19 protein-coding genes are annotated in these 24,217 nt (G+C 74.7%); 6 read left to right on the top strand and 13 right to left on the bottom strand.

Features of this window, described 5'->3' with window-relative positions:
- Positions 1-9: 9 nt before the first annotated feature.
- The gene (locus Sdagh_RS23600) at positions 10-1,650 is read right to left on the bottom strand and encodes an ABC-F family ATP-binding cassette domain-containing protein (RefSeq protein WP_190077082.1); all 1,641 of its coding nucleotides are present in this window, start codon (positions 1,648-1,650) and stop codon (positions 10-12) included.
- 754 nt (positions 1,651-2,404) lie between these two features.
- Here Sdagh_RS23600 and Sdagh_RS23595 point away from each other — a divergent pair.
- Positions 2,405-3,409: an FAD-dependent oxidoreductase gene (locus Sdagh_RS23595; protein WP_190077083.1), complete on the top strand. Its 1,005-nt coding sequence runs from the start codon at positions 2,405-2,407 to the stop codon at positions 3,407-3,409.
- Between the two features lie 11 nt (positions 3,410-3,420).
- On the opposite strand, the gene Sdagh_RS23590 is transcribed toward Sdagh_RS23595, so the two are convergent.
- Together Sdagh_RS23590 and Sdagh_RS23585 are read right to left on the bottom strand one after the other, a co-directional pair.
- Entirely contained in the window at positions 3,421-5,163 is a 1,743-nt protein-coding gene (locus Sdagh_RS23590; protein WP_372478465.1) for a BCCT family transporter, read from the bottom strand.
- A 96-nt stretch (positions 5,164-5,259) separates the two neighbouring features.
- The gene (locus Sdagh_RS23585) at positions 5,260-5,658 is read right to left on the bottom strand and encodes a VOC family protein (protein WP_190077084.1); all 399 of its coding nucleotides are present in this window, start codon (positions 5,656-5,658) and stop codon (positions 5,260-5,262) included.
- A gap of 101 nt (positions 5,659-5,759) precedes the next feature.
- Here Sdagh_RS23585 and Sdagh_RS23580 point away from each other — a divergent pair, with 101 nt between their 5' ends.
- Positions 5,760-6,752 (top strand): helix-turn-helix transcriptional regulator, encoded by a 993-nt coding sequence (locus Sdagh_RS23580; protein WP_190077085.1) that lies wholly within the window; start codon positions 5,760-5,762, stop codon positions 6,750-6,752.
- Positions 6,753-6,785: 33 nt separating this feature from the next.
- Here the strand turns inward: Sdagh_RS23580 and Sdagh_RS23575 are convergent, their stop codons facing one another.
- Entirely contained in the window at positions 6,786-8,240 is a 1,455-nt protein-coding gene (locus tag Sdagh_RS23575; protein ID WP_189415683.1) for an amino acid permease, read from the bottom strand.
- A gap of 243 nt (positions 8,241-8,483) precedes the next feature.
- On the opposite strand from Sdagh_RS23575, the gene Sdagh_RS23570 reads away from it, so the two are divergent.
- On the top strand, positions 8,484-9,296 hold the full coding sequence (locus Sdagh_RS23570; protein ID WP_190077086.1) for a MerR family transcriptional regulator: 813 nt from the start codon (positions 8,484-8,486) through the stop codon (positions 9,294-9,296).
- Positions 9,297-9,338: 42 nt separating this feature from the next.
- Here Sdagh_RS23570 and Sdagh_RS23565 read toward each other — a convergent pair whose 3' ends face one another.
- Genes Sdagh_RS23565 through Sdagh_RS23555 form a run of 3 tightly spaced genes read right to left on the bottom strand, consistent with a single transcriptional unit; the run spans position 9,339 to position 13,935 of the window.
- Complete coding sequence (locus Sdagh_RS23565; protein ID WP_189415679.1) at positions 9,339-11,519, bottom strand: 3-hydroxyacyl-CoA dehydrogenase NAD-binding domain-containing protein; 2,181 nt, start codon at positions 11,517-11,519, stop codon at positions 9,339-9,341.
- A gap of 44 nt (positions 11,520-11,563) precedes the next feature.
- The gene (locus Sdagh_RS23560; RefSeq protein WP_189415677.1) at positions 11,564-12,778 is read right to left on the bottom strand and encodes an acetyl-CoA C-acetyltransferase; all 1,215 of its coding nucleotides are present in this window, start codon (positions 12,776-12,778) and stop codon (positions 11,564-11,566) included.
- The gene (locus Sdagh_RS23555; RefSeq protein ID WP_189415674.1) at positions 12,775-13,935 is read right to left on the bottom strand and encodes a CaiB/BaiF CoA transferase family protein; all 1,161 of its coding nucleotides are present in this window, start codon (positions 13,933-13,935) and stop codon (positions 12,775-12,777) included. Before Sdagh_RS23555 ends, Sdagh_RS23560 begins: the two co-directional genes overlap by 4 nt.
- Before the next feature lie 215 nt (positions 13,936-14,150).
- Here Sdagh_RS23555 and Sdagh_RS23550 point away from each other — a divergent pair, with 215 nt between their 5' ends.
- A complete protein-coding gene (locus tag Sdagh_RS23550) occupies positions 14,151-15,350 on the top strand; it encodes a saccharopine dehydrogenase family protein (protein ID WP_189415672.1) in 1,200 nt (399 codons plus the stop codon).
- A gap of 58 nt (positions 15,351-15,408) precedes the next feature.
- Here Sdagh_RS23550 and mmpA read toward each other — a convergent pair whose 3' ends face one another.
- The 4 genes from mmpA to Sdagh_RS23530 form a co-directional block, all read right to left on the bottom strand.
- The gene (gene mmpA, locus Sdagh_RS23545) at positions 15,409-15,573 is read right to left on the bottom strand and encodes a morphogenic membrane protein MmpA (RefSeq protein ID WP_189415670.1); all 165 of its coding nucleotides are present in this window, start codon (positions 15,571-15,573) and stop codon (positions 15,409-15,411) included.
- A gap of 49 nt (positions 15,574-15,622) precedes the next feature.
- Positions 15,623-16,882 (bottom strand): family 1 glycosylhydrolase, encoded by a 1,260-nt coding sequence (locus tag Sdagh_RS23540; RefSeq protein ID WP_190077087.1) that lies wholly within the window; start codon positions 16,880-16,882, stop codon positions 15,623-15,625.
- Positions 16,883-16,930: 48 nt separating this feature from the next.
- Positions 16,931-19,240, bottom strand: coding sequence for a family 78 glycoside hydrolase catalytic domain (locus tag Sdagh_RS23535; RefSeq protein WP_226535608.1), 2,310 nt, complete (start codon positions 19,238-19,240; stop codon positions 16,931-16,933).
- Positions 19,241-19,365: 125 nt separating this feature from the next.
- Complete coding sequence (locus tag Sdagh_RS23530) at positions 19,366-19,989, bottom strand: TetR/AcrR family transcriptional regulator (RefSeq protein ID WP_189415666.1); 624 nt, start codon at positions 19,987-19,989, stop codon at positions 19,366-19,368.
- A gap of 240 nt (positions 19,990-20,229) precedes the next feature.
- On the opposite strand from Sdagh_RS23530, the gene Sdagh_RS23525 reads away from it, so the two are divergent.
- Positions 20,230-21,711, top strand: coding sequence for an MFS transporter (locus Sdagh_RS23525; protein ID WP_190077088.1), 1,482 nt, complete (start codon positions 20,230-20,232; stop codon positions 21,709-21,711).
- Positions 21,712-21,900: 189 nt separating this feature from the next.
- Here the strand turns inward: Sdagh_RS23525 and Sdagh_RS23520 are convergent, their stop codons facing one another.
- Entirely contained in the window at positions 21,901-22,632 is a 732-nt protein-coding gene (locus Sdagh_RS23520) for an endonuclease V (RefSeq protein WP_189415662.1), read from the bottom strand.
- Between the two features lie 263 nt (positions 22,633-22,895).
- Between Sdagh_RS23520 and ssgD the strand changes: the two genes are divergently transcribed.
- Positions 22,896-23,312 carry a spore wall synthesis regulator SsgD gene (gene ssgD / locus Sdagh_RS23515; RefSeq protein WP_189415660.1) on the top strand — a complete coding sequence of 139 codons (417 nt, stop codon included), beginning with the start codon at positions 22,896-22,898 and terminating at the stop codon, positions 23,310-23,312.
- Positions 23,313-23,330: 18 nt separating this feature from the next.
- On the opposite strand, the gene Sdagh_RS23510 is transcribed toward ssgD, so the two are convergent.
- Positions 23,331-23,999, bottom strand: coding sequence for a GOLPH3/VPS74 family protein (locus Sdagh_RS23510; RefSeq protein WP_189415657.1), 669 nt, complete (start codon positions 23,997-23,999; stop codon positions 23,331-23,333).
- Positions 24,000-24,217: the final 218 nt, after the last annotated feature.

Raw genomic sequence — 24,217 nt, 5'->3', positions numbered from 1 at the left:
GGGGCGCGGCTAGCGTTCCGTCACCTTGCCGTCGGCCACCTCCAGGCGGCGGGTGACCCGCAGCGCGTGAAGCATGCGGCGGTCGTGGGTGACCAGGAGCAGGGTGCCCTCGTAGGAGTCCAGGGCCGACTCCAGTTGCTCGATGGCCGGCAGGTCGAGGTGGTTGGTGGGCTCGTCCAGGACCAGCAGGTTGACGCCCTTGCCCTGGAGCAGGGCGAGGGCGGCCCGGGTGCGCTCGCCCGGGGAGAGGGTGGCCGCCGGGCGCAGCACGTGGTCCGCCTTCAGGCCGAACTTGGCCAGCAGGGTGCGCAGCTCGGCCGGTTCGGTCTCCGGGACGGCCGCGTGGAAGGCGTCGAGCAGCGGCTCGGGGCCGTGGAACAGCTTCCTGGCCTGGTCGACCTCGCCGAGCTGGACGCCCGAGCCGAGGCTCGCGTGCCCGGCGTCCAGCGGGACGCGGCCCAGCAGGGCGGCGAGCAGGGTGGACTTGCCCGCGCCGTTGGCGCCGGTCACCGCGACCCGGTCGGCCCAGTCGATCTGGAGGGTGACCGGGCCCAGCGCGAAGGGGCCGCGCCGGACCTCGGCGTCGCGCAGAGCGGCGACGACCGCGCCGGAGCGCGGGGCCGACGCGATCTCCATCCGCAGCTCCCACTCCTTGCGGGGCTCCTCCACGGCCTCCAGCCGCTCGATCATGCGCTGGGTCTGGCGGGCCTTCGCGGCCTGCTTCTCGCTGGCCTCGCTGCGGAACTTGCGGCCGATCTTGTCGTTGTCGTTCGCCGCCTTGCGCCGGGCGTTCTTGACGCCCTTGTCCATCCAGGAGCGCTGAGTCTGCGCCCGGTCCTGGAGGGCGGCCCGCTTGTCGGCGTACTCCTCGTACTCGTCGCGGGCGTGCCGGCGGGCCACCTCTCGTTCCTCCAGGTAGGCGTCGTAGCCGCCGCCGTAGAGGTTGATCCGCTGCTGGGCCAGGTCGAGTTCGAGGACCTTGGTGACGGTGCGGGCGAGGAACTCGCGGTCGTGGCTGACGACGACGGTGCCGGCGCGCAGGCCGGTGACGAAGCGTTCGAGGCGTTCCAGGCCGTCCAGGTCGAGGTCGTTGGTCGGCTCGTCGAGGAGGAAGAGGTCGTAGCGGGACAGCAGGAGGGAGGCGAGGCCGGCGCGGGCGGCCTGGCCGCCGGAGAGGGACGTCATCGGCTGGTCCAGGTCCACGGCGAGGCCGAGGGTCCCGGCGACCTCCTCGGCGCGGTCGTCGAGGTCGGCGCCGCCGAGGGCCAGCCAGCGTTCCAGGCTCGTCGCGTAGGCGTCGTCGGCGCCGGGCGCGCCGTCGACCAGGGCCTGGGTGGCCTCGTCCATGGCCCGCTGCGCGTCGGTGACGCCGGTGCGCCGGGACAGGAACCCCCGGACCGACTCCCCGGGCCTGCGCTCCGGCTCCTGCGGGAGGTGGCCGACGGTGGCGGTGGGCGGGGAGAGCCGCAGCTCGCCCTCTTCGGGCGGGGTGAGGCCGGCCAGCATCCGCAGCAGGGTGGACTTGCCGGCGCCGTTGGGGCCGACCAGCCCGATCACGTCACCGGGGGCGACGACGAGGTCGAGCGCGGTGAACAGGGAGCGGTCACCGTGGCCGGCGGTGAGGTTCTTGGCGACGAGGGTGGCAGTCATCAGGGCGTCGATCTTAGCGTCGGGGGGGCGGGGGACTCCGCCGGGGTTTTCCGGTCGCCGCCGTGCGGGGCCGCCGGGGCACCGCCGTGACCAGGACACTCTCCGGGGCGGGGGCCACCAGGGGGGAGCGGCCCCGCACGGCGGCGGGGACGCCGGCGCGGGTCGCGTCGGCGCCGGCGGTGGTGAGCGCGGCGGGGACGGCGGCGCGTGCGACACCGGGGACCGTGTCCCCGCGGGTGTCGGCGCCGTACTGGCGCGGTTCGCCGGCGGTGGCGTCGGTGAGGTCGGGGGCGGTGCCGGCGCCGGTGTGGAGGGTGCGCGGGGCGGCGGCGAGCCGGGCCAGGACGGTGGTCCGGGCGCCGATCAGCGGGACGCGGCGGCGCGGGGTGGCGGTGCCGCCGTCCGGGGGGGGGCGGCGCGGTAGAGCGGTAGACCGGGGCTGGGCAGCGGAACGGGCCGGTGCCGTGACGGCCGTTGTGGCGCGGGGCGGCGCGCGCGTCGGTATGCCGGGCGAGGTCCTGCCGGACGTGACCGTCGCCGTCGCGCCGGATCACTGCCGTCACGGCACCGCAGGCCAGGTCCACGCGCTCGGGACAGCCTGGACGGGCCCGGTATTCGCCCCGGCGGGTACTCCCCCGGTGCGGGTGTGGCCGGTGCCCGGCCGAAGGCCGCGTACACGGCGGACATGCGGTGCGCGTTCCCGGTGCGGGCACGAGGCCCCCGCGGCGGGGCCGGCTTCCGCTACGGTCCGCGGATGGACTCCGAACTGGATGGCGACGTCGTGGTGGTCGGCGCCGGGGTGACAGGGCTGACGACCGCTGTCGTCCTGGCCGAACGCGGTGCCCGGGTGCGGGTGTGGACACGGGAGCCGGTCGAGCGGACCACCTCGGCGGTGGCGGGGGCGCTGTGGTGGCCGTACCGGATCGCGCCGGCCGCGGCGGCGCGCGCGTGGGCGCTGCGCTCCCTGGACGTGTACGAGGGGCTGGCGGCCCGGGGCGAGCCGGCCGGTGTGCGGATGGCCGAGGGGGTGCTCGGCGAGACGGGGCGGGACGAGGTCGACGGGTGGGCGGCGGAGCGGCTGCCGGGGCTGCGGGCGGCGACGGCCCGGGAGCATCCGCGGCCGGGGCTGTGGGTCCGCCTCCCGCTCATCGACATGTCGGTTCATCTGCCGTATCTGTGCGCGCGGTTGCGGGCGGCGGGCGGGACGGTCGAGACGCGGGCGGTGACCCGGCTCGCGGAGGTCCGGGCGCCGGTGGTGGTCAACTGCGCGGGGCTGGGGGCGCGGACGCTGGTGCCGGACGCGTCGGTGCGGCCGGTACGGGGGCAGCTGGTGGTCGTGGCGAACCCAGGCGTCCGGACCTGGACGGTGTCCACCGATCCGGACTCCGGGGAGCTGGCGTACGTCTTCCCGCACGCGGGACGGCTGGTGCTGGGCGGCACGGCGGAGGAGGACGCCTGGTCGGTGGAGCCGGACCCGGTGGTGGCGGCGGCGATCGTGCGGCGGTGCGCCGCGCTGCGACCGGAGATAGCGGGGGCGCGGGTCCTGGAGCACCGGGTGGGGCTGCGGCCCGCACGGGACACGGTGCGGCTGGAGCGGGAGGTCCTGCCGGACGGGCGGCTGCTGGTGCACAACTACGGCCACGGCGGCGCGGGCGTCACGGTGGCCTGGGGGTGCGCGCGGGACGCCGCGCGGCTGGCTGGCTGGCGGGTGAGGGGCCGACGGGTGCGAAGGGGGCCTGGCCGGCTCAGGCAGGGGTGACGGGCCCGGGGTCAGTCGTGTCGGCCGATGGGGTCGCCTTCCGTCTCCGTGCCCCGGCCGGGGCCGACGCGGATCTCGAACTCGCCGTCGTAGCGGCGGTGGCCCTCGACCACGGCCATCTCCACCGCCTCGGAGCCCATCTCACCGCGCACGATGAGCGGGTCCCGGCGCAGGTCGCGCAGGAGGGCGACGCACATGAGGATCATCACGACGACGAACGGGGCCGCCGCGAGGATCGTGAGGTTCTGCAGACCGGTCAGCGCGTCGCCCTGCCCGCTGCCGACCAGCAGCATGACGGCGGCGACGGCGCCGGTGACCACGCCCCAGAAGATGACGACCAGGCGGTTCGGTTCGAGCGCGCCGCGCTGGGAGAGCGTGCCCATCACGATCGACGCGGCGTCGGCGCCGGACACGAAGAAGATGCCGACCAGGATCATCACCAGGAGGCTGGTGACGGTGGCGGCGGGAAACTCCTGGAGCACGCCGAAGAGCTGCCCCTCGGGGGTGGTCTCCTCCCCCAGCCGGCCCTGCTCCTGGAGCCTCATCGCGGAGCCGCCGAAGATCGCGAACCAGACCAGGCTGACCGCGCTGGGCACGAGGATGACCCCGCCGACGAACTGCCGGATCGTCCGGCCCCGGCTGATCCGGGCGATGAACATGCCGACGAACGGCGTCCACGAGATCCACCAGGCCCAGTAGAAGACGGTCCAGCTCGCCAGCCAGTCGGCGACGCCCGCACCGCCGGAGGCCTCCGTGCGGGCGGCGAGACCGGGGAGGTCGCCCAGGTAGGAGAAGACCGAGGTCGGCAGCAGGTCCAGCACGATGACCGTGGGGCCGGCGACGAAGACGAACAGGGCGAGGAGCAGCGCCAGCACCATGTTGATGTTGGACAGCCACTGGATTCCCTTCTCCACGCCCGAGACGGCGGACGCGACGAACGCCACGGTGAGCACCGCGATGACCGTGACCAGCAGCCCGGTGCTCACCTCGTCCAGCCAGTCCAGTTCCTGGACGCCGGAGCCGATCTGGAGGGCGCCGAGGCCGAGGGACGCGGCGGAGCCGAAGACGGTCGCTACGATCGCGAGGATGTCGATGAACCGGCCGACGCCGCCGCTCGCGTTCCGCTCCCCGATGAGCGGGGTGAACACGGCGCTGATGGTCTGCCGGCGGCGCCTGCGGAAGGTGCTGTAGGCGATGCCGAGGCCCACCACCGCGTAGATCGCCCACGGGTGCAGCGTCCAGTGGAAGAGGGTGGTGGCCATGGCCGTCGCCCTGCGGTCACCGGGGTCGGCCGGGTCGGTGCCCGGCGGGGCCGTCGTGTAGTGCGACAGCGGTTCGCCGACGCCGTAGAACATCAGGCCGATGCCCATGCCGGCGCTGAACATCATGGCGACCCAGGAGACCGTGCGGAACTCGGGCTTCTCCCCCTCGGCACCCAGATGGATGCGTCCGTAGCGGCTGATCGCCAGCCAGAGGGCGAAGACGACGAAGCCCGAGGCGGCCAGGACGAACGCCCAGCCGCCGTGGTGCATCAGACCGCCGAGCAGGTCGCTGGAGACGTCCTCCAGGGAGTCGGTGGCGGCGGCGCCCCAGACCACGAAGGCCAGGGTGAGTACGGCGGTGACGCCGAAGACGACGCGGTCGGTGCGGGGCCGGTCCGGCCCGGCGAGACCCGCCTCCGAGCCCGGCAGCGCGCCCTTCGGGTGGGGGTCCGTGCCGTGGGCCGGGGCGTCGTCGTCGGGGTCACGCGTCACGAGCGGCACCTTTCGCCGTGCGGGTGGGGCAACAGGTGTTCCCTGCGTACGCCGCCACCACACCTGGCGGACCGCCCGCCCCGCCGGCCGGGGCGGTCAGCGGGCGAGGCGCTCCTGCGCGGCCGGGGTGACGGGGGTGAAGAAGTTGACGAGGTTCCCGTCGGGGTCGCGCAGCAGCAGGGCGCGGTTGCCCCAGGGCATGGTGGTGGGTTCCCTGACGAACTCCGTCCCCGTGCCGGCGAGGTTCTCGTGGACGCGGTCCACGTCGTCGACGCGGAACTCGATGATCACACTGTGGTTGTCCGCCGGACGGGCGGAGCCGGGGGCGAACAGCGGGACCGTCCGGGTGCTGCCGAGGGCGAGGGTGGCCGTGGGCGTGCGCAGCTCGGCGAAGTCCTCCGTCACCCGGTCGGCGGGGATGCCGGTGGCCTTCTCGTAGAAGGCGACGAGGCGGGCGAGGTCGTCCGTGATGACGCGGACGGAGACGAAGTTCATGGGGGGCTCCCTTGGTCGGCGGGGCGTTCTGGTCGAGCACCGCCGAGGCTAGGACGCATACCGGGCGGAACCCGCCCGGTATGTGCGGGAGACTTTCCGGCATGCCTCGTCCTCTCGCCCGTGTGCTGGCCCTGCTGGAACTCCTCCAGTCCGGTGGCGTCCGGACCGTGCCGGAACTCGCCGGCCGGCTCGGCGTCGACGAACGCACCGTGCGGCGCTACGCCGGCCACCTCCTCGACCTCGACGTGCCGGTGGAGTCGGTGCGGGGGCGCTACGGCGGCTACCGGCTGGCTCCGGGGTACCGGATGCCGCCGCTGATGCTGACGGACGAGGAGGCGCTCGCCGTGCTGCTCGGTCTTGCCGCCGGGCGACGGGCCGGGCCGGCGGGGGTCACGGCGACGGCGGGCGAGACGGCGGCGGCGAAGATCCGGCGGGTGCTGCCCGAGCGGACCCGGCTGCGACTCGACGCGCTGCTCGGCTCCCTCGCCTTCACCGCGCCGCCCGGCGGGACGCCGGCCCCGGACGCCGCGGTGCTGCTCGCGTGCGCCGACGCGGTCGCCCACCACCGGCCGGTCACCGTGCGGTACACCGCGGCCGACGGCCGGAGCGGGGAGCGCACGCTGCACCCGCACGGGCTCGTCGCCCACGCGGGGCGGCTGTATCTGACGGCGACCGAGCCGGCGACCGGCGAGGAGCGCGTGTTCCGGCTGGACCGGATGGACCGGGCACGGGTGCTGCCCGGGTCGTTCACCCCGCCCGCCGGGCCGGACCCGGCGCGGCGGCTGCTCACCTCGCTCGCCACGGCGCCGTACCGGCACGAGGTGTCCCTGCGGGTGCGGGGCACGGCGGAGCGCATCCACGCCGGGCTGCCGCCGTCCGTGGCGGTGGTGACGGAGCTGCCGCCGGCGGACGGCGACGACGCGGAGGCGGGACGCTGGCACCGGGTCACGCTGCGGGTGGAAAGGCTCGACTGGCTGCCCGGCGTACTCGCCTCCCTGGACCTGCCCTTCGTCGTCGAACGCCCGGCGGCCCTGCGCGGCCTGGTGACGGACCTCGCCGGCCGCCTCCTCGACTCGGCGGGACGCGAGGCCTGAGGGGACGCGGGGCGGCCGGCCCCGTGCCCGGTCCTACTTCGCCGAGGGCGCCGCGTTCTCGCGGACGCGGCGGCGGACGCCGAACCAGCCGGCGACGAGCATCACGGCGAGGACCGGGACGAGGAGGAGGGTCCTGCGGCCGACCTCCTCGTCGTTCCACATCATGCCGAGGCAGGCCAGCAGGAAGGCGATGGTGGCGATCTCCGTGACGGGGCTGCCGGGGAGCCGGAAGTGCGGCCGGGTGACCAGGCCGTCCTTCGCGCGCCGCACGAAGACCAGGTGGCAGAGCATGATGATCACCCAGGTGCTGATGATGCCGAGGGAGGCGACGTTCAGCACGATCTCGAAGGCATCGGCGGGCACCAGGTAGTTCAGGCCCACGCCGAGCACGCACACCCCGCAGGTCAGCAGGATGCCGCCGTAGGGCACCTGGGTGCGGCTCATCACGGCGGTGAACTTCGGGGCGGAACCGGCCGTCGCCATCGAGCGCAGGATGCGGCCGGTGGAGTACAGGCCGGAGTTCAGGGACGACATCGCGGCGGTGAGGACGACCAGGTTCATCACGTCGCCCGCGGCCGGGACGCCGACCTTGGACAGCACGGTGACGAACGGGCTCTCGGCGCCCGAGTAGAGCGAGCCGGGCAGCAGCAGGGCCAGCAGGACGACGGAACCGACGTAGAAGACGGCGACGCGCCACATGATGGAGTTCACCGCGCGCGGGACGACCTTGTGCGGCTCGGCGGTCTCGCCGGCGGCGACGCCGACCAGTTCCAGCGCGGCGTACGCGAAGATCACGCCCTGCATGACGAGCACGACCGGCATCACCCCGTGCGGGAGGAAGCCGCCGTGGTCGGTGATCATGCCGGTGCCCGGGGTGTAGCCGCCCACCTCGTGCCGGGTGGCCAGCAGGAAGATGCCGATGAGCATGAAGGCGACGAGGGTGGCGACCTTGACGATCGCGAACCAGAACTCCAGCTCGCCGAAGATCTTCACCGAGATCAGGTTCACCGCCAGCACCACGGCGAGGGCGATCAGCGCCAGCACCCACTGCGGGATGCTGGTGAACATGCTCCAGTAGTGCGTGTACAGCGCGATCGCGGTGATGTCGGCGATCCCGGTGGTCGACCAGTTCAGGAAGTACATCCAGCCGGCGACGTACGCGCCCTTCTCGCCGAGGAACTCGCGCGCGTACGACACGAAGGAACCGGACGAGGGCCGGTGCAGCACCAGCTCGCCGAGGGCCCGGACGACGAAGAAGGCGAAGATCCCGCAGACCAGGTAGGCCAGGGCGAGCGCCGGTCCGGCGTCGCGCAGGCGTCCGCCGGCGCCGAGGAAGAGGCCGGTGCCGATGGCCCCGCCGATGGCGATCATGTTGATGTGGCGGGCCTTGAGGTCCTTGCTGTAACCGGCGTCGCCCGCGTCCGCGGGCGTCCCGGCCGCCTGGGGATGGTCGGCGGCCTGTGCCGTGTCCACGGCGTCCTTGCTCACGGGTGGTACCACTTCCTGGTGCGCCCGGGCGTGCTGCGCCCGGGACGTCCGTACGTGACACGGCCTGCACCACCGGGTCGGGGTACAGGCCAGAACAGCACCTTCCCACGTCACAGGCGTCCCATGCGGTGGCCGGTGTCACAGCGCGTGACTTCTCACACGATCCACGCGGGCCGTCCACACGGGCGGCCGGGTGTGCTGTCCGGGTTTCACAGTAGTGGTGAGACAGCGATACTGCTGCACATGACGACCGACACCGATCAGCCGCAGGGACGTGCCGCAGGCGACGAGGGGGCCGGGGAGCCGGCCCTGACGGTCGACGAACTGGCCGCGCGGGCCGGGCTCACGGTGCGCACGGTCCGCTTCTACGGCACCCGGGGGCTGCTGCCGCCGCCGGTGATCGGTCCGCGCCGGGTGGGGCGCTACGGCCGGGAGCACCTGGCGCGGCTGGAGCTGATCGAGGAGCTCCAGCAGCAGGGCATGACGCTGGCGGCCATCGAACGCTACCTGGAGCGGCTGCCGCCGGACGTGAGCGCCCGGGACCTGGCCGTCCACCGGGCGGTGGTCTCCACCTGGGCGCCGGACGCCGTGGAGACCGTCGGCCGGGAGGAGCTGGTGCGGCGGGCCGGGCGGGCCCTGGACGACGACGACATCGAGCGGCTGGCCGCGATGGGAGTGATCCGCTCCGGTGACGGTGACGCCCACCGGGTGGATCTCGCCCTGTTCCGGCTGGGGGTGCGGCTGCTGGACATGCCGCTGTCACAGGAGTCGATCGTCGCCGCCCGGGAGGTGCTGCTCGGGCACTCCCGGCAGGCCGCCCGTGAGCTGTCGGAGCTGCTGCGCGGCGAGACGGCGCAGCGGGACGCGCGGGATGTGCGGTCGCTGTCGGCGGACATGCAGCCGCTGGTGGTGCAGGCACTGCTGACGGCGTTCCAGCGGTCGCTGAAGGAGGAGCTGGGGGTGTGGCTCGACCGGACGTCCGCGGACGGGGCGGCGGGGACGGGGACGGCCGGAGCGACGGGGACCGCCGGAACGACGGGGGCGGCGCAGGGCTGAGGCCCGGCCGGGCGGGCCGGCCGGGCGCTGCGCGTCGGCCGCTCAGCGGGCGTCGGTGAAGACCTCGCCCTTTTCGGCCTTCTCCACCAGCAGCGCGGGCGGCGTGAACCGGTCGCCGTAGCGCTCGGCCAGTTCGCGGGCGCGGGCGGTGAAGCCGGGCAGGCCGCCCTCGTAGCCGTTGATGTACTGGAGGACGCCGCCGGTCCAGCCGGGGAAGCCGATGCCGAAGATCGAGCCGATGTTGGCGTCGGCGACGGAGGTCAGCACGCCCTCCTCCAGGAGGCGGACGGTGTCCAGTGCCTCGGAGAACAGCATCCGCTCCTGCATGTCCCGGAACGGGATCTCGTACCCGGGCTCGGTGAAGTGCTCGCGCAGGCCGGGCCAGAGGCCGGCGCGGCGGCCGTCCTCGCCGTACTCGTAGAAGCCGGCGCCGCCGCTGCGGCCGGGGCGTCCGAACTCGTCCACCATGCGGTCGACGACCGTGTCGGCGGGGTGCGGGGTCCAGGTGCCGCCGGCCTCCTCGACGGCCCGCCTGGTCTCCTCGCGGATCTTGCGGGGCAGGGTCAGGGTCAGCTCGTCCATGAGGGAGAGCACCTTGGCGGGGTAGCCGGCCTGGGCGGCGGCCTGCTCCACCGACGCGGGCTCGATGCCCTCGCCGACCATGGCGACGCCCTCGTTGATGAAGTGGCCGATCACCCGGGAGGTGAAGAAGCCGCGGCTGTCGTTGACGACGATCGGCGTCTTCTTGATCTGCCGGACCAGGTCGAAGGCGCGGGCGAGGGCCTCGTCGCCGGTCCGCCCGCCCTTGATGATCTCGACCAGCGGCATCTTGTCGACGGGCGAGAAGAAGTGCAGCCCGATGAAGTCGGCCTGCCGCTCGACGCCCTCGGCGAGGACCGTGATGGGCAGGGTGGAGGTGTTGGAGCAGAGCAGCGCGTCGGGGGCGACGACGTGCTCGATCTCCTGGAAGACCTTGTGCTTGAGCGAGGTGTCCTCGAAGACGGCCTCGATCACCGCGTCGCAGCCGGCGAGGTCGGCGGCCTCGGCGGTCGGCGTGATCCGGGCGAGCAGCGCGTCGGCCTTCTCCTGGCTGGTGCGGCCCTTGGCGACGGCCTTGGCGCAGAGCTTCTCGGAGTAGCCCTTGCCCTTGAGCGCGGCCTCCAGGGAGACGTCCTTGAGGACGACGTCGATGCCCGCGCGGGCGCAGGAGTAGGCGATGCCGGCGCCCATCATCCCGGCGCCGAGGACGGCGACCTTGCGGACCTGGCGCGGCTCGATGCCGTCCGGGCGGTTGGCACCGGAGTTGACGGCCTGGAGGTCGAAGAAGAACGCCTGGATCATGTTCTTGGCGGTCTGGCCGACGGCCAGGTCCACGAAGTAGCGGGCCTCGATGACCTGGGCGGTCTCGAAGTCGACCTGGGCGCCCTCGACGGCGGCGGCCATGATGTTGCGCGGCGCCGGGTAGGGGGCGCCGTTGGTCTGCTTGCGCAGGTTGGCCGGGAAGGCGGGCAGGTTGGCGGCGAACCTGGGGTGGCTGGGGGTGCCGCCGGGGATGCGGTAGCCGGGCCGGTCCCAGGGCTGTGCGGACTCGGGGTGCGCGTCGATGAAGGCGCGGGCCTTGGCCAGCAGGTCCTCGGGGGTCTCGGCGACCTCGTGCACCAGTCCGTTCTCCGCCGCCCGGCGCGGGGCGTACTGGGTGCCCTGGAGCAGGACCTTCAGCAGCGCGTCGGTGATGCCGAGCAGGCGGACGGTGCGGACGACGCCGCCGCCGCCGGGGAGCAGGCCGAGGGTGACCTCGGGCAGGCCGATCTTGGAACCGGGGGCGTCGAGGGCGACGCGGTGGTGGCAGGCGAGGGCGATCTCGTAACCGCCGCCGAGGGCGGCGCCGTTGATGGCGGCGACGACGGGCTTGCCGAGGGTCTCGATGCGGCGCAGGTTCCGCTTGATGCCCAGGCCCGCGTCGAAGGCGTCCTGGGCGGTGTCGGGGGTGACCCGGATGAGGTCGCGCAGGTCGCCGCCGGCGAAGAAGGTCTTCTTCGCGGAGGTGATGATGACGCCCCGGACGGTGTCCTTCTCGGCCTCCAGGCGGTCGGTGACGGCGGCGAGGGACCGGCCGAACGCCTGGTTCATGGTGTTGGCGGACTGGTTCGGGTCGTCCAGGACGAGGGTGACGACGCCGGTGCGGTCCTGTTCCCAGCGGATGGTGGTGGACTCGGTGCTCATGAGGTGTGCTCCAGGTGATCCGTCGTTGATCCGTCGGGAGGGGGTCAGACGCGCTCGACGATGGTGGCGATGCCCATGCCGCCGCCCACACAGAGGGTGGCGAGGCCGTACCGCTTGTCCTGGCGTTCCAGTTCGTCCACGAGGGTGCCGAGGATGATGGCGCCGGTGGCGCCGAGCGGGTGGCCGAGCGCGATGGCGCCGCCGTTGACGTTGACCTTGTCCAGCGACAGACCCATGTCCTTCACGAACCGCAGGACGACCGCCGCGAACGCCTCGTTGATCTCGACCAGATCGATGTCCTCGATGGTCAGGCCGGCCTTGGCGAGCGCCTTGCGGGCGGCCGGCGCCGGGCCGGTGAGCATGATGGTGGGTTCCGAGCCGGAGACGGCGGCGGAGACGATCCGGGCGCGCGGGGTGAGGCCGAAGCGCTCGCCGGTCTCCCGGGAGCCGATGGCGACCAGGGCGGCGCCGTCGACGATGCCGGAGGAGTTGCCGGCGTGGTGGACGTGGTCGATCTTCTCCACCCAGTGGTACTTCTGCAGCGCGACGGCGTCGAAGCCGCCCAGTTCCCCGATGTCCGCGAAGGACGGCTTCAGCCGGGCCAGGGAGTCGGCGGTGGTGCCGGGCCTCAGGTGCTCGTCGCGGTCGAGGACGGTGAGGCCGGCGCGGTCCCGCACCGGCACGACGGACCGGTCGAAGCGGCCGTCCTTCCAGGCCGCGGCGGCCCGCTCCTGGGAGAGGGCGGCGTACTCGTCCACGTCCCGCCGGGAGAAGCCCTCGATGGTGGCGATCAGGTCGGCGCCGATGCCCTGCGGTACGAAGCCGGTGTCGAAGTTGGTCATCGGGTCGTTGGCCCACGCGCCGCCGTCCGAGCCCATCGGCACCCGGGACATGGACTCCACGCCGCCCGCGAGGACCAGGTCCTCCCAGCCGGAGCGGATCTTGGCGGCGGCCAGGTTGACGGCCTCCAGACCCGAGGCGCAGAAGCGGTTCTCCTGGACGCCGGCCACCGTGTCCGGCAGGCCGGCGGCGATCGCCGCGGTGCGGGCGATGTCGGAGCCCTGGTCGCCGACCGGGCCGACCACGCCGAGCACGATGTCGTCGACGGCGGCCGGGTCGAGGCCGGGGAAGCGGGCGCGGATCTCGTGGATGAGCCCGACGACCAGGTCGATGGGCTTGGTGCCGTGCAGGGCGCCGTTGGCCTTGCCGCGTCCGCGGGGGGTGCGGATCGCGTCGTACACATACGCTTCGCTGGTCACTGGCCGGCCTTTCGGTGAGGGTGGGTCGGGTGCGGTCCGGGGGTGTCCCACGCACGGATCACGGCCTCGGCGTCGGTGCCGGCGTCCGGCCCGGCGGGGGCGGTGCGGACGGTGGCCGGGGTCGCGGAGAAACGGGGCGCGGGGGCGGGCTGGGTGAGGCCGCCGTGGTCGGTGAAGGTAGCGCGGGCGGCGAGGTGCGGGTGGTGCGGGGCCTCGCGCAGGCCGAGGACGGGGGCGACGCAGGCGTCCGAGTCGGCGAAGACGGCCGTCCACTCCTCCCGGGTACGGGTGCGGAACCGGGCGGCGACGGTGGCGCGCAGGTCGTCCCAGCGGGCGGGGTCGTCGCGGTCCCGGGCGTGGTCGGGGAGGCCGAGGAGCGCCATGAACTCCTCGTAGAAGCGCTGCTCCAGGGCGCCGACGGCCATGTACCGGCCGTCGGAGGTCTCGTAGGTGCCGTAGAAGGGGCAGCCGCCGTCCAGGAGGTTCGCGCCGCGCCGGTCCTGCCAGGCGCCGGCGGCGAGCATGCCGTGGATCATCGCGGTGAGGTGGGCGGTGCCGTCGACGATCGCGGCGTCCACGACCTGCCCGGTGCCGGTGGCGCGGGCGTGGTGCAGGGCGGCCAGGACGCCGACGACCAGGTAGAGGGAGCCGCCCGCGTAGTCGCCGAGGAGGTTGGCGGGGACGGCGGGCGGGGTGCCGGGGGCGCCGATCAGGCCGAGCGCGCCGGTGACGGCGATGTACCCGATGTCGTGCCCGGCGCGCGGCGCGAGGGGGCCGTCCTGGCCCCAGCCGGTCATCCGGCCGTAGACCAGGCGGGGGTTGCGGGCGTGGCAGGGCTCGGGTCCGATGCCGAGGCGCTCGGCGACGCCGGGGCGGTAGCCCTCGATCAGCACGTCGGCGCGGGCGGCGAGGCCGAGGACGCGGGCGGGTCCGCCGGGCGCCTTGAGGTCGACGGTCACCGCGCGCTTGTTGCGGTGGGTGATGTCGTACGCCGGGTCGAGGGCGAGGCCGGGGCCGCCGGGGCGGTCGACCCGGACGACGTCGGCACCCAGGTCGGCGAGGAGCATCGCGGCGAACGGGCCGGGGCCGATCCCGGCCAGCTCGACCACGCGCACGCCGGTGAGCGGGCCGTGCGAGGGCGTCGTCGCCGTGGTCATCGGTTCCCCAGTCTGTGACAGCAACGATGTAACACCAATGATGTTAGGAAGATGGGCCGGTCCGCACAAGGGCCGGGACGCGCCGGATATGAGCAAGCGCTTGGCCAAGCTTCACCCGTCCGTGCTCCCCACGCTAGCCTCGGGCCCCGGCGGCGGCGCGCCCTGCGCGGCCGCCGGGGCCCGGCAGGACGCGCGACGACGGACGGACGGATGCCATGAGCACCAGCGACACCACGAGCACCGCGGACCGGGCCGGTGACCGCCCGTACGACGTCGTGCTCTTCGGGGCGACCGGCTTCGTGGGGCGGCTGACCGCCCGGTACCTGGCGGAGCGGGCGCCGGCCGGGCTGCGCTGGGCGGTGGCCGGCCGCGACGAGGACCGGCTGCGGCGGCTGGTGGACCGGCTGCCCGGGGCGGCGGGGGCGGGGGTGCTGCGGGCCGACGTGTCCGATCCGGCCGCGGTGCGCCGGCTGGCCCGGTCGGCACGGGTGCTGGCCACGACGGTGGGGCCCTACGTCGCCTACGGGGAGCCGCTCGTCGCCGCCTGCGCGGAGGCCGGCACGGACTACCTCGACCTGACCGGTGAGCCCGAGTTCGTGGACCGGATGTACGTCCGGCACGACCGGCGCGCGCGGGAGACCGGCGCCCGGCTGGTGCACGCGTGCGGTTTCGACTCGGTGCCGGCCGATCTCGGCGCGCACTTCACCGTCGGCCAGCTCCCCGAGGGCGTGCCGCTGGCCGTGGACGGCTTCGTGACCGTGGACGCCGCGTTCTCGGGCGGGACGTTCGCCTCCGCGCTGGGTCAGTTCGGGCGCGGGCGGCAGGTGTGGGCGGCGGCCCGGGAGCGGCGGAACGCCGAACCCCGGCCGGCGGGCCGCCGCGCGGTGACCCCGCTGGGGGCGCCGCGGTTCGCCGGGGAGGTGGGGGCGTGGGCGCTGCCGCTGCCGACCGTCGACGCGAGCGTGGTGCGGCGCTCGGCGGCGGCCCTGGAGCGGTACGGCCCGGACTTCCGCTACCGGCACTACGCGGCCGTGCGGCACCTGCCGGTCGCGCTGGGCGGGGTCGCGGCGGTGGGCGCGCTGGTGACGGCGGCCCAGGTCCCGCCCGTCCGGCGCCGCCTCGCCGGCCTGCTGCGGTCCGGGGAGGGGCCGAGCGAGGAGCGGCGCGCGCGGAGCTGGTTCCGGGTGCGGTTCGTGGGCGAGGGCGGGGGCCGGCGGGTGTTCACCGAGGTGTCGGGCGGCGATCCCGGGTACGACGAGACGGCGAAGATGTTCGCCGAGTCGGCGCTCTGCCTGGCCCTGGACGACCTGCCGGAGACGGCCGGGCAGGTCACGACGGCGACGGCGATGGGCGACGCGCTGACCGCGCGGCTGCGGGCGGCGGGGATCGGGTTCCGGGTGGCCGGGAGGCGGTGAGGGGGCTTCCGGCGGGGCCGGGAGCGGCGCGGTCGGGCACGCCGGGAGGCGGGCGGTGTCAGCGGGTCCAGCCGACGACGGTCCAGACCATGCCGCCCGCCCAGGCCAGTCCGGCGAGCGCGGCGAGGAGCATCCCCGCCCGCACGGACCGGCCGACGGGCGGGCGGTGGCCGGGGCGGGCGGGGTGGCGGACGGGGTACGGGGAGGTGCGCCGGTTCGTCATGCGGGCCAGCCTGCCGGGCCGGCGGCGGTCCGCGCATCCGTACGGCTACTCAGGTGCGCGGCCCTTGAGCCAGGCCGTCGCGGTAGCGGCGCACCACGTCGGCGTAGGCCGCCGCGCTCGGCTTCGGGCGGCGCCGGAACGTGGTGCGGTCGACCTCGTGCAGGCCGAGCTGGGCGCCGTAGCCGAAGATCCACTCGAAGTTGTCCATGAGGGTCCAGTGGCAGTAGCCGAGGACGGGGGTCCCGGCGGCGATCTCGGCCGCGAGGGCGTCGACGGCGGCGGGGATGAAGGCGGCGCGCTGGGTGTCGTCGGCGGTCTGGATGCCGTGCTCGGTGACGAGGACCGGCACGCCGGCGACCTCGTGGGCGTAGCGCACCGCGCCGGCCAGGGAGGCGGGTTCGATGACGGTGCCCATGCCGTTGCGCTCGCCGTCGGGCAGTACCTCGCCGTCGGGGCCGTGCACGATCCGCTCGTAGTTCTGCACGCCGATGAAGTCGTCGTGGCGTGCCTCGCGCAGCCAGTGGTCGTAGACGGCGGCCCGTTTGGCGTTCCGGCGCTCCTCGCCGCCGGGGACCGCGACCTCGTCGGCCAGGGCGATGGACACCCCGAGCGGCAGGTCGGCACGGCGGGCCTTGACGGCTTCGCGGGCGGCGCGGTGGGCGCGGGTGAACGCCTCCTGGAACTCCTCCTGCCGGCCGGCGGGGATGACGTTGGCGCTGCCGTAACCGGGGCTCCCGGTGGCGCGGGCCGCGGCGGCGAGCATCTCCTCCTTCAGCCGCTCGGCCTCGGGCGGGAGTTTCGCGCCGGCCTGCAACAGCTGTTCCAGGTTGGGCTCGTTGAGGGTGACGGCGCAGGCGATCCGGTCACCGAAGCGGGCCGTCACCCGGTCGCACTGCTCGGCGAAGCGCGCCGGGGCGTCGGCGGCGGTCCAGGAGCCGGCCGCCGCGAACCAGTGGGGCGCGGTGAAGTGGCTGAAGGTGACGACCGGCGCGAGGCCGCGCTCCAGGCAGCCGTCGACCAGCCGCTCGTAGTGGTCGAGCGCCTCGGCGGAGACGATCCCGCGTTCGGGTTCGACGCGGGCCCACTCGACGGAGAAGCGGAACGCGTTCAGGCCGAGGCCCGCGACGAGGTCGAGGTCGGCCGCCCAGTGTTCGTAGCCCCGGCAGGCCGGGCCGCTGGGTTCGCGGAAGAGGGAGGGGGTGGTGTGTTCCAGGAACCAGGTGTCGCCGGCGGTGTTGTCGCCCTCGTTCTGGTGCCCGGCGGTGGCGACGCCCCACAGGAAGTCGGCGGGCAGGCGGGGGTGGGTCATGCGGTGCTCCTTGTGCGGATGGTCCGGGTCGCCGGTGATCCGGCGGTGTCAGCGCGGGGCCGTGTCGAACGGGACCTGGAAGGAATGCCGGCCGGGGCCGGCCTCCACGGCGGGCCTGCCCGGCAGTTCGACCCGCGCGGTGGTGCCGGGCGGCACGAGCAGGGCGACGAGCAGCAGGCCGTCCGCCGTTCGCCACCCCGTCTCGGCGCGGCCGTACGGGGTGTCCAGTTCGGCGCGGACCCAGGTGAGGCCGCCGCCGGGGCGGGGCCGGACCAGCAGGGTGCGGTAGCCGGGCGCGGCCGGGGCCAGTCCGGCGACGGTGCGGTGCATCCAGTCGGCGACGGCGCCGAGGGCGTAGTGGTTGAAGGAGGTCATCTCGCCGGGGTTGACCCGGCCGTCGGGCAGCATGCTGTCCCAGCGCTCCCACACGGTGGTGGCGCCCATGTCGACCTGGTAGAGCCACGACGGGCAGGCGCGCTGGGTGAGCAGCCGGTACGCGGTGTCCACGTGCCCGGTGTCGGTCAGCGCGTCGCACACCAGGGGCGTGCCGAGGAACCCGGTGCCGATGCGGTGCCCGCCCGCGGCGACCAGCCCGGCCAGCCGGCGGCCGGCCTCGGCGCGTTCGGCGTCGTCCGTCAGCAGCCCGAAGCACAGCGCGAGGGCGTAGGCGGTCTGGGTCTCCTCGCGGAGGCGGCCGCCGCCGGTGTGGAAGCGGTCGCGGAAGGCGGCGCGGACCGCGTCGGCGAGGGCGTGCCGGCGGGTGGCCTCCTCCGCGTCGCCCAGGACCTCGGCGGTGCGGGCCAGCAGCCGGGCGGAGTGCGCGAAGTAGGCGGTGGCGACCAGGGTGGAGGAGGTGGCCGACCGGCCGGGGTCGTCCGCCGGGGCGGCCGGGTCCAGCCAGTCGCCGAACTGGAAGCCCTCGCCCCAGACCCGACCGGGGCCGGCGATACGGTCGACGGCGTCGACCCAGGCGCGCATCGACGGGTACTGCTCGCGCAGCACCCCGGTGTCGCCGTACCGCTCGTACAGCACCCAGGGCACGATGACGGCCGCGTCGCACCAGCCGGCCATCGGCGGGTTGCCGGGCGGGATCGGCACCGGGGTGACGACCGGGATGTCGGGGCTGAACACCGGCGGCACCCCCCGTTCGTCGGCGCGCTGGTCGGCGGCCAGGTCGCGCAGCCAGGAGCGCAGGAAGCCCTGGACGTCGTAGAGGAAGGCGGCGGTGGGGGCGAAGACCTGGACGTCGCCGGTCCAGCCGAGGCGCTCGTCGCGCTGGGGGCAGTCGGTGGGGACGTCGACGAAGTTGCCGCGCATGCCCCGCACCACGTTCTCGTGCAGCCGGTTCAGGGAGGGGTCGGAGCAGGCGAACCAGCCGGTGCGGCGCAGGTCGCTGTGGAGGACCACGGCGGTGACGTCGGCGGGGCGCAGTTCTCCGGGCCAGCCGTCGACGTCGGCGTAGCGGAAGCCGTGGAAGGTGAAGCGGGGCTCCCACTCCTCCCCCGCCGGGTCGCCGCGCAGGGTGTAGCGGTCGGTGGCGTGGGCGTGCCGCAGGGGGCGGGTACACAGGCCGCCGTCCTCCAGGACCTCGGCGTGGCGCAGGGTGACCGTGCGGCCGGCCTCGCCGCGGACGCGGATGCGGAGCCGGCCGACGAGGTTCTGCCCGAAGTCGAGGATCGTGCGGCCGGTCGGTGAGGTGGTCACGGCGACCGGCGGGACCGTCTCGACGCGGCGCACCGGCGGGCTGTCCGCCGGGAAGAGCACGGTGGTGTCGAACTCCAGCACCTCCACCGGCCGCCACGCCGAGTCGTCGAAACCGGGTTCGCTGAACCGGGGCCGCTCTCGGCGGGCGTCGTACTCCTCGCCCTCGTACAGGCCGGCGGCGAGGACGGGGCCGGGGCTCCAGCGCCAGTCGTCCCCGGTGCTGACGGTGTCGGCGGAGCCGTCGGCGTACTCGACGCGCAGTTCGGCGAGGAGTCCGGTGCGGTCGCCGTAGATGTCGCGAGTGCCGCCGTTGAAGCCGAGCAGGCCCCGGTACCAGCCGTCGGCCAGATGGGCGCCCCAGGCGTTGCGGCCCTCGCGGACCAGGCCGGTGACGTCGAAGGTCTGGTAGCGGTGGCGGTGGCGGTAACTCGTCCAGCCGGGGGCGAGGACGTGGTCGCCCACCACCGCGCCGTTGAGTGCGAGTTCGTACACGCCGAGGGCCGTGACCAGGAGCCGGGCCGAGCGCACGGGGGCCCGCGCGGTGAACTCGGCGCGCAGCAGCACGGCGGGGCGGGCGCCCTCGGCGGGGGCGGGTGCGGCGGGGTGCGGGCCCACGGCACGGGCGGTCCAGTGGTGGTGCATGGCCACGATCATGCGGTCAAAACCTAGTGAAGGCTAGGTGTTCATGGGTGTGGCGTGCGTCACCGCACGCCCGAGGCATGCCATGGTCATGACAAGCACGCATCCGGCCTCACTCGGAGAGGGCGTCCGGCCGGCCGCTAGAGGCCCCGCCCGTCGGCCGAGATGCTCCGCATCAGGCGGTCGAGGTGGCCGCGCATGACGGCGACGAGGTCGAAGGAGCGGCCCCCGGCCAGCCACTGCTGCTGGAGCCCCAGGTCGACGGCGACGCACTCGCGGGCGATGCCCTCGTGGTCCAGGCCGGCGCGGAGTTCGCCGCTGGCGCTGCCGGCCCGCAGGCGGTCGGTCAGCTCCCGCAGACCCTTCTCCTGCCAGGTGCTGAAGTGGCCGTGGGCCGGATGGTCCGGGGCGACGGCCTCGACGGTGAGGGTGACGGCCAGCTCCACCATGCCCGGCATGGCGAGCGTCTCCGCGGTGTCCTCCAGATGGCAGCGGAAGGCGTCCCGCACCGAGTCCGAGACCCGCTCCCAGCGCACGTCCATGCGCTCGTGCCAGTACTCCACGACCGACAGCAGGAGCTGCTGCTTGTCACGGAAGTGGTGCAGCAGCCCGGCGTCGGTGATCTCGGCGTCCCGGGCGACGCGCGCCAGCGAGGTCTTGCGGTAGCCGTCCCGGCCGAAGCGCAGCAGCGCCGCTTCGAGGATCTGCGTACGCCGCGCCCGGCCCGCCGTGTACTGGCCGCGCGGCCCCCTGGGTGTCGCCATGGGAGAACCGTACCGGCGGGGCGGCCGTCCGCGCTCCGGGCATGTGACGTGCGTCACCAGCCAGAAACCTAGCAAGCACTAGGTGTTCGGGTCATCATCGACGTCACGCGACGACGGACAGCCGCACCGCCACGTCCCCGTGAGCGACGTGCCGGACCGGCCACGCATCTCCGTGCCTCCGTGTCACCCCCCACCGCGCCCGTCACATCCCCTCGGCACCTCCGTGAAAGGAGGGCTGGCATGACACCGACGTCATCAAGCCCCTCGGTCGACCTCGCACCCCGTTCCGGCGCGGACGGGCGGTGGACCCCGCGCCTGGTCCTGCTGCTGATCGCCCTCGCCTGGCCGACCCAGTTGCTGGCCGCGGGCGGCATCCTCGGCGCCAACGCCACCGCGGGCGTCGCGCAGACCTTCCACACCACGCAGGTGGTCTGGTTCGGACTGACGCTGACCCTGGTGTCCACGCTGCTCACCCCGTTCGTGATCAAGCTGGGCGACCTCTACGGCAAGCGGCGCGTCATGCTCGCGATGACGGCCCTGGGCGCGCTCGGCGAGCTGCTGGCGGCCCTGGCCGGGGAGTTCTGGCTCGTGCTGGCGGGGCGGGCGGTCGCCGGGTGCTACGGGCCGTTCGGCGCGCTGTCGTTCGCCGCGGTCAGGGACCTCTTCCCCGCCCGGCTGGTCAAGCAGGCCAGCGGTGTCATGGGCAGCAGCGTCGGACTGGTCGCCGTCGGCTCGCCGTTCCTCGCGGGCTGGCTGATCGACAACTGGGGCTACCGCGGTGCCCTGTGGTTCCTGGCCGCCGCCACCGCCGTGGCGTTCGCGCTGGTCGCGCTGCTGGTCCCGGAGACGCCCCGGCACACCGCCGGGGGCGGTTTCGACTGGCTGGGCGGGCTGGTCCTGGGCGGCGGGCTGACCGCCGTGGTCTACGCGGTCGGCCAGGGGCAGGGCTGGGGCTGGTCGGACGGGCGGACCCTGGGCTGGCTGGCCGCAGGGGCGGTGGCGCTGACGGCGTTCCTCTTCGTGGAGCGTGCCAGTGCCCACCCCATCCTCGACCTGCGGGTGCTCAGCCGCCGTCCGGTGACGCTGGCGCTGACCGCCGGAGGGCTGGCGCAGACGGTCGCCTTCACCCTGCCCGGCCTCGCCGTCCTGCTCGCCCTGTACCCGCGCATCCCCGGTGTCTCGGCGGGGCTGGGATGGACCGCCCACCACAACGCCGTCGTCAGCGTGAGCTGGAACCTGGTGATGTTCGGCACGGGGCTGCTCATCAGCCGGTGGCTGCGCACCTTCGACGCCCGCGCGGTGTGGTGGGCGGGGCTGGCCGTGATGGCGGCCGGCTACACCCTCGTGGGCTTCTTCCACGGCGACGAACTCGAACTCGTCCTCACCTCCTGTGTCGCCAACGTCGGCGCCGGCGTGGTCGTCGCCGCGGCCCCGGCCCTGGTCGTCGGCGTGGTGTCCCCGGAGGAGCAGGGGCTGGGGAGCGGCATGCTCAACATGCTGATCAGCCTGTTCGGCGCGGTCTTCACCGCGGGCGCCTACGCCGTCCTCACCGCGGACAGCACCGTCGTGGACGGCACGGCCTTCTACCAGGACACCGGCTACTCCTGGATCTTCTGGTTCGGGGCGCTGGTGACCGTCGGCGCACTGGTCCTCTCCCTGTTCATCCCGCCGCTGCGGGACCCCGCCGGGGAGGACGCCCCGGCGGACGCGCGGCCCACCTGAGCCGGCCCCGGCGCACGGAACGCGGCCCGGCGACCGGGTGGGGGTGGAGGTGGAGGTGGAGGTGGAGCGCCTCGGTCCGGCCGCGCAACACGGTGGTGTCCGACGAGAGCCGGCGACCGGGGCCCTGACCGCGACGGCGCGCCGAGCCGGTCCCGGCCCCGTCAGCGCGCCGAGCCGGTCCCGGCCCCGTCAGCGCGCCGAGCCGCCGGCGGCCGCGGAGACCGCGCCCGCCCCGCCCGCTTCCCGCAGGGCCCGCCGGCACAAGGCGTCCGCCCTGCGGGTGGTCTCCGGCAGGCGGTAGGCGGGGGTGAGCGCGAGGGCGTGCGCGCAGGCGTTGTCCAGCGTGACGCGGTGCCCGGCGGAGACGAAGACCGGCTTCACCCCGTCCCGGGTGCGCAGGGCCCGCCCGACCTCCTCGCCGTCCGCGCGCAGCGGCGCCGTACTGCCGCGCGGCGCGGCCGGGTCGTCGTAGGTGAAGGCGAAGGGGTTCTTGGCGACGCCGACCGTGGGCAGGCCGGTGAGGACGCCCAGGTGGCAGGCGAGGCCGAAGCGGCGCGGGTGGGCGAGTCCGTAGCCGTCGCAGACCACCAGGCCGGGCGGGACGGGCAGGGCCTCCAGCGCGGCGAGGACGGCCGGGAGTTCGCGGAAGGCGAGCAGGCCGGGGACGTACGGGAAGGCCACCCGCCCGACGGCCGTGGCCTCGGCGACGACGCCGAGGGTCGCCGCGTCCAGGACGACGGCCGCCGCGGCGACGAGGTCCCGTCCGTCGTCGTAGGCGACGTCGACCCCGGTGACGTGCCCGGTGCCGGGCGGCGGGCCGGTCTCGTCGCGCACCAGCCGGGCCCGCAGCTCCTCCTGCACCGCGCGGGCCCGCGCCTCGGTCCCGGGCCAGCCGTCGGGGATCGGTACGGTCGTCGTCATGGTGCCCCGAGCCTACGACGCCCGGCCGGCGGCGGGCCGCCGGGGCAGGTGCGCGGCACACGGGACGGAGGCGACGGCGGGCGGGCGCGGGGGTGTTCGGTGACGGCGGGGGAGCCGAGTCACCCGGGATCACTTCCGTGCATGAAGGCGGTGACGGAGGTCACTCCTCAGAGGTGCACGGAGCGGCGCGTTCCGACGTCTCCTTCAGTGCCCGCCCGTCCGTCCCGCAGCCAGCCGTCCCGCCGTCCCGAGGGAGCAAGGCGTTGTCCATCGTCATCGAGCAGCCCGTCGAGGCGCGCCTCGTCGCCGCCGCACCCCGTATGCCCAGCATTCCCGCGACGCTCCACTACGACCGCCGTGACCCGTTCGCCGTCCGCATGACCTTCCCCGCCCCGGCCACACTGGAGGGCGTGGACGTGTGCTGGACCTTCTCCCGGGAGCTGCTCCTCGCGGGCCTGCGCGACGCCGAGGGCCACGGCGACGTACGGGTGCGGCCGTACGGCTACGACCGCACGGTCCTGGAGTTCCACGCGACCGAGGGCACCGCGGTGATCCACGTCCGCTCGGGCGAGCTGCGCCGTTTCCTCCAGGCGACCAGTGAGCTGGTGCCGGTCGGCCTGGAGCACCTCCAGCTCGACCTGGACCGCGAATTGGCGGAGCTGATGCGCGGCACCCGCTGAGCCGTCCGCGCCGGGCGGTCAGACACGGGCCGCGGCGCCGGTGGCGGCCGGGGCGAGGGCCGCGCACAGCTCCCGTACGATCCGCGGCGCGTCCGGCGGCCCGGCGGCGCGTCCGGCCAGCCGGTCGATCCGCTCCCCGGACGGCGCTCGCCGCGCCCCGCCGGTCAGGGCGCGCGGCCGGGCCGCGCCGGCCAGCGCCGCGACGGCCGCGTCCCGCTCACCGACCTCCTCGGCCGGCACCGGTCCGTACAGCACCCGCCGGGTCCCGTCGCGCAGCGCCGCCACCCGCTCGGGTGACGCCAGGCGGTGGTCGACGGACGGGAAGACGCCGAACACCCGCTTGCGCTCCGCCCGCAGCCAGCCCCGTACGACCAGCTGCTCCCGCGCGGCGTCTGAGGTGAGCCGCGCCCGCAGCCGGACCCAGGTCCGCCAGCCGTGCGGCAGTGACTCGCGCACCAGGTCCAGCAGCCCGTCGAGGACCGCGTCGCCGGTACGGGAGTCCAGGTCGGCGGGGGTGACGATGCCGTCGTCGTCGACGAGCAGCCCGAGCCGGACGAGTTCGGCGAGGGCCCCGGCCCGCACCAGGCGCTGGGCGGGCGCCGCGTCCTCGACGGCGGGCCGGCCGGTGTCCTGCGCCAGCAGCCAGAGCCGGGCCGGCGGCGAGAGCGGACCGTGGGGCGGGGGCATGGGGTCTCCTCCAGGGCGGGGCGTGGTCCGGCGTCCGATAAGCCGTTGACAGGCTTCGCCGGCCTCTCCTACGGTGGTCAGGTCCTGTTGTCGTCGATCGGAGAAGGACGTTGCTCGTCTGAGGTCCTGAGACACCGCGTCACACCGATGAGGTGTGTGCGCCGCGTGCGACCTCGGCGTCCGAGCCGTCCCCGACCAGCAGGGCTTCTTCCGTTTCC

This window comes from Streptomyces daghestanicus (assembly GCF_020521275.1).
In the GTDB taxonomy this organism is placed as follows: Bacteria; Actinomycetota; Actinomycetes; order Streptomycetales; family Streptomycetaceae; genus Streptomyces; species Streptomyces griseoviridis.
This window is presented reverse-complemented; position numbering and strand designations above follow the sequence as displayed.

Coding starts and splice junctions, on each gene's coding strand:
- Sdagh_RS23595 (WP_190077083.1), top strand. CDS start 2,405: ATGGACTCCGAACTGGATGGCGACGTCGTGGTGGTCGGCGCCGGGGTG.
- Sdagh_RS23565 (WP_189415679.1), bottom strand. CDS start 11,519: ATGAGCACCGAGTCCACCACCATCCGCTGGGAACAGGACCGCACCGGC.
- Sdagh_RS23525 (WP_190077088.1), top strand. CDS start 20,230: ATGACACCGACGTCATCAAGCCCCTCGGTCGACCTCGCACCCCGTTCC.
- Sdagh_RS23585 (WP_190077084.1), bottom strand. CDS start 5,658: ATGAACTTCGTCTCCGTCCGCGTCATCACGGACGACCTCGCCCGCCTC.
- Sdagh_RS23580 (WP_190077085.1), top strand. CDS start 5,760: ATGCCTCGTCCTCTCGCCCGTGTGCTGGCCCTGCTGGAACTCCTCCAG.
- mmpA (WP_189415670.1), bottom strand. CDS start 15,573: ATGACGAACCGGCGCACCTCCCCGTACCCCGTCCGCCACCCCGCCCGC.
- Sdagh_RS23600 (WP_190077082.1), bottom strand. CDS start 1,650: ATGACTGCCACCCTCGTCGCCAAGAACCTCACCGCCGGCCACGGTGAC.
- Sdagh_RS23570 (WP_190077086.1), top strand. CDS start 8,484: ATGACGACCGACACCGATCAGCCGCAGGGACGTGCCGCAGGCGACGAG.
- Sdagh_RS23520 (WP_189415662.1), bottom strand. CDS start 22,632: ATGACGACGACCGTACCGATCCCCGACGGCTGGCCCGGGACCGAGGCG.
- Sdagh_RS23510 (WP_189415657.1), bottom strand. CDS start 23,999: ATGCCCCCGCCCCACGGTCCGCTCTCGCCGCCGGCCCGGCTCTGGCTG.
- Sdagh_RS23530 (WP_189415666.1), bottom strand. CDS start 19,989: ATGGCGACACCCAGGGGGCCGCGCGGCCAGTACACGGCGGGCCGGGCG.
- Sdagh_RS23555 (WP_189415674.1), bottom strand. CDS start 13,935: ATGACCACGGCGACGACGCCCTCGCACGGCCCGCTCACCGGCGTGCGC.
- Sdagh_RS23540 (WP_190077087.1), bottom strand. CDS start 16,882: ATGACCCACCCCCGCCTGCCCGCCGACTTCCTGTGGGGCGTCGCCACC.
- Sdagh_RS23535 (WP_226535608.1), bottom strand. CDS start 19,240: ATGATCGTGGCCATGCACCACCACTGGACCGCCCGTGCCGTGGGCCCG.
- Sdagh_RS23550 (WP_189415672.1), top strand. CDS start 14,151: ATGAGCACCAGCGACACCACGAGCACCGCGGACCGGGCCGGTGACCGC.